This window comes from Pseudoduganella sp. RAF53_2 (genome assembly GCF_052113985.1).
GTDB lineage: Bacteria > Pseudomonadota > Gammaproteobacteria > Burkholderiales > Burkholderiaceae_D > Rugamonas.
This window is the reverse complement of sequence record NZ_JBFRDW010000584.1, coordinates 1-3,939: the sequence shown is the minus strand read 5'-3', so window position 1 is coordinate 3,939 and position 3,939 is coordinate 1. Positions and strand designations below refer to the sequence as shown.

At 60.6% G+C, this 3,939-nt stretch carries 4 protein-coding genes and 1 pseudogene; 3 read left to right on the top strand and 2 right to left on the bottom strand.

Annotation, left to right across the window (positions count from 1 at the left end; genetic code table 11):
* Both AB4Z11_RS25865 and gudD read left to right on the top strand, forming a co-directional pair.
* On the top strand, positions 1-796 hold a 796-nt coding region (locus AB4Z11_RS25865; protein WP_442028675.1), incomplete at its 5' end, for an MFS transporter.
* A 20-nt stretch (positions 797-816) separates the two neighbouring features.
* On the top strand, positions 817-2,157 hold the full coding sequence (gudD, locus tag AB4Z11_RS25860) for a glucarate dehydratase (RefSeq protein WP_442028673.1): 1,341 nt from the start codon (positions 817-819) through the stop codon (positions 2,155-2,157).
* Positions 2,158-2,163: 6 nt separating this feature from the next.
* Here the strand turns inward: gudD and AB4Z11_RS25855 are convergent, their stop codons facing one another.
* Both AB4Z11_RS25855 and AB4Z11_RS25850 read right to left on the bottom strand, forming a co-directional pair.
* A complete protein-coding gene (locus tag AB4Z11_RS25855; RefSeq protein WP_442028672.1) occupies positions 2,164-3,051 on the bottom strand; it encodes a LysR substrate-binding domain-containing protein in 888 nt (295 codons plus the stop codon).
* Positions 3,052-3,176: 125 nt separating this feature from the next.
* The gene (locus tag AB4Z11_RS25850) at positions 3,177-3,467 is read right to left on the bottom strand and encodes a hypothetical protein (RefSeq protein WP_442028671.1); all 291 of its coding nucleotides are present in this window, start codon (positions 3,465-3,467) and stop codon (positions 3,177-3,179) included.
* Positions 3,468-3,754: 287 nt separating this feature from the next.
* Here AB4Z11_RS25850 and AB4Z11_RS25845 point away from each other — a divergent pair.
* Positions 3,755-3,939, top strand: a pseudogene (locus tag AB4Z11_RS25845) (2-dehydro-3-deoxyglucarate aldolase); the annotation flags it as partial.

The following is a 3,939-nucleotide window of genomic DNA, read 5'->3' as shown; positions in this document are numbered from 1 at the left end:
GGGTAGCCTGGGCATCCTGATGGCCTTCGTGTGGATGAAGACCATCTACGGCCCGAAAGACCATCCATCCATCAGCAGCAGTGAACTGCAATACATCCGAGAAGGCGGCGCGCTGGTTGATCTGGAAAGCGGCGGCGCCACCAGGCAGGCCAGCCAGGTGAACACCCTGGCCTGCATCAAGGAACTGCTGTCCAACCGCATGCTGCTGGGCGTCTATATCGGCCAGTATTGCATCACCACGCTGACCTACTTTTTCCTCACCTGGTTCCCGGTCTACCTGGTACAGGAACGCCATATGACGATCCTCAAAGCGGGCTTCGTCGCTTCCCTGCCCGCCATCGCCGGCTTCCTGGGCGGCGTGGCCGGCGGCTGGCTGTCGGACCGCCTTGCCAAGCGCGGATACTCGCTGTCGGTGTCGCGCAAAGTGCCGATCGTGATCGGCATGATGATGTCGATGAGTATGATCGCCTGTAACTACATCCAGGCCGATATGCTGGTCGTCGCCGTGATGTCGCTGGCCTTCTTCGGCAAAGGCGTTGGTGCGCTGGGCTGGGCGGTGGTGTCGGACACCTCGCCCAAGGAAGCCGGTGGCCTGAGTGGCGCCCTGTTCAATACCTTTGGCAACACCGCCGGCATCACCACGCCAATCGTGATCGGCTACATCGTCGAAGCCACCGGCTCCTTCGCCGGCGCCCTGGTCTTCGTCGGCGCCAATGCGGCGCTGGCCATTGCCTGCTATCTTTTCGTCGTCGGCGACATCAAACGCGTCAAGCTCGTGAAATCGCTCAATCAATAATCCAACCCTACGGAATTAATATGAACACTACCGTTACCAGCGCTCCTATCGTTACCGACTTGCGCGTCGTGCCAGTCGCCGGCCAGGACAGCATGCTGCTGAACCTGAGCGGCGCGCACGGCCCCTGGTTCACTCGCAACATCGTCATCCTGAAAGACAGCGCGGGCAATACCGGTCTGGGCGAAGTGCCAGGCGGCGAGAAGATCCGCCAGACGATTGAAGATGCGCGATCCCTCGTCATCGGCAAGACGCTGGGCGAGTACAACAACATTCTGAACGCCATGCGCTCCGCGTTTGCCGACCGCGATTCCGGCGGCCGCGGCAACCAGACCTTCGACCTGCGCACCACCATTCACGCGGTGACCGCGGTCGAATCCGCACTGCTCGACCTGCTCGGCCAGTTCATGAACGTGCCTGTCGCCGCGCTGCTGGGCGAAGGCGTGCAGCGTAATGCAGTGGAGATGCTGGGCTATCTGTTCTACGTGGGCGACCGCAAGAAAACCAATCTGAATTACCGCAGCGAACCTGATGCAGGCGACGCATGGTCCCGCCTGCGCAACGAAGAAGCACTGACGCCGGAAGCTGTCGTGGGCCTGTGCGAGGCCGCACGCGAGCGTTACGGCTTCAACGACTTCAAGCTGAAAGGCGGCGTGCTGTCTGCCGATGAGGAGATGGAAGCCATCATCGCCATGCACGAGCGATTCCCGGACGCGCGCATCACCCTGGACCCGAACGGCGCCTGGTCGCTGAATGAAGCCATTCGCGTGTGCCGCGACAAGCACGGCATCCTGGCCTATGCCGAAGATCCATGCGGCGCGGAAAACGGTTTCTCGGGCCGCGAAGTGATGGCGGAATTCCGCCGAGCTACCGGCCTGCCGACTGCCACCAATATGATCGCCACCGACTGGCGCCAGATGGCGCACTCGATCCAGCTGCAATCGGTCGACATTCCACTGGCCGACCCGCACTTCTGGACCATGCAGGGTTCCGTGCGGGTAGCGCAGCTATGCCAGATGTTCGGCCTGACCTGGGGCTCGCACTCGAACAACCACTTCGATATTTCGCTGGCGATGTTCACTCACGTAGGCGCAGCGGCGCCGGGCAAAGTCACCGCCATCGACACCCACTGGATCTGGCAGGATGGCCAGCGTCTCACCAAACAGCCATTGAAAATCGAGGGCGGGCTGGTGCACATTCCATCCAAACCGGGTCTGGGCATCGAACTCGATGAAGCGGAACTGGAGAAAGCGCACCAGGCCTACAAGAACATGGGTCTCGGCGCGCGCGACGATGCGGTCGCCATGCAGTTCCTGGTGCCGAACTGGAAGTTCGATAACAAGCGCCCTTGCCTGGTGCGCTGAAGCGCCTCAGCACGCGCCGGGGAAAGTCGGCAGAATCTCGTTGATGAACAGCTGCAGAATGGGATTCTCGTTATCGCGCCGGTAGGTACAGACGGTACTTACCGGCTCGGTGGCAATGCGGCGCAGCACCACGCCGTCGAATTGCAGACGCGCACAGGCTTCCGAAACCAGCGCGGCGCCGATACCCGCGCTGACCAGCGCCAGCATGGTGTGCACCTGGCCGATATGCTCGACCACATCGGGCACCACGCCCTCGCGTTCGAAGCGGCCGGTCAGCATCTGGTAAAACGGACGCGCTTCGTGCGGTGAATACATGATGAAGGGACGGCGATGCAGGCTGGCCAGCGTGGGTTCCTCCGGCCAGGTGTCAGCCTCGCGTTCCGGAATCGCCAGCAGCATGCCTTCCTTTGCAATCGGCAGGCTTACCAGCTCGCCGTGCAGCGCCAGCGGCCGCATCAGGGCCATATCCAGCTGGCCGGCATCGAGCGCCTCCACTTGCGCCGTACTGACCAACTCCTTCAGCGACAGCGCAATACCCGGCGTCCGCTCACGCAGACGGCGCACCACTTCCGGCAGCAGCGTGTAGCCGGATGCCGACGTAAACCCGATCGCCAGACTTCCCTGCTCGCCTTTCGCGACGCGGCGTGCCATCAGGCCCGCCTCATCGGCCAATCGTATGATGCGCACCGCTTCGGGCAGGAAGGCCTTTCCTGCCGCAGTCAGACGCACGACGCGGCTGCTGCGATCGAGCAGTTGCACGCCGACGTTATGTTCCAGCAGCTGGATTTGACGGCTCAAAGGCGGCTGCGTCATATTCAGACGCTCGGCGGCCCGGCTAAAGTGAAGTTCCTCGGCGACGGCGATAAAGCATCGCAACTGGCTGATCTCAAACATGCGCCGATTCTAACACCCGCCATCGCCGCCTGAACACGTCCAGCCGCACCAGCGAGCCGCATGGCAGCGCTGATGGCTAGCGCCTGCGCCACGGTAGTGTCAGCCGTGCGGCGTCAAGCACGTCCCTAATTGATGTGGACCACGACGACGCCGTCCGAGATAGCTGGCGGATTGGCAAGAACGCCAGGCGCATTTTTCTGAATCCAGTCGCGCGACACTTTCAGGCTTTCGTCGATGCCCGCTTTGTCCCTACAGACCGTCACCGACATCCCGCCGTCGTCGCCGCGCACCAGCGTGTAGCTGACCAGCCCGGGCACATTCCTGAGATTCGCCTCGACATCGGATTTGCGTTCTTCCAGCACATCGAACAGCTGCTTCGCGCCTGCACCGGAATAGGTTCTCACCATCGCATGCATGATCGTCTCCTCTGAGGGTTGGCTACTCACTAAACATAGTTCGAACCCGACAGTATTCAAGAGATCATACAACTAAGCAATTTTCCGCACAGGAATTGCTGCCGCAATTTTATGGCAAACATTCCGCCACTGAAGGCGATATAAGCCTATTTTCTCAGTTTATGTGCGTCTGCAGCATTTCCAGCTTGAAGTAAAAATCGTGTAGTTGTACGATGACTTTACTGATTGTCATGCCACGGCAAACGAATTGAATTCCTGCAGTTCAACCTAGTCCACGGAGTCCGCACATGAATCTACCGATCAACACGTTCAAGCACGCGATCTTAACCGGCAAAACGCAGCTGGGTTGCTGGTCCGGTCTGTYGAGCCATATCACGGTCGAAGTCCTGGCCAACGCCGGTTTCGACTGGCTGCTGCTCGACACCGAGCATTCGCCCAACGAACTGCCGATGGTGCACTCCCAGCTTCAAGC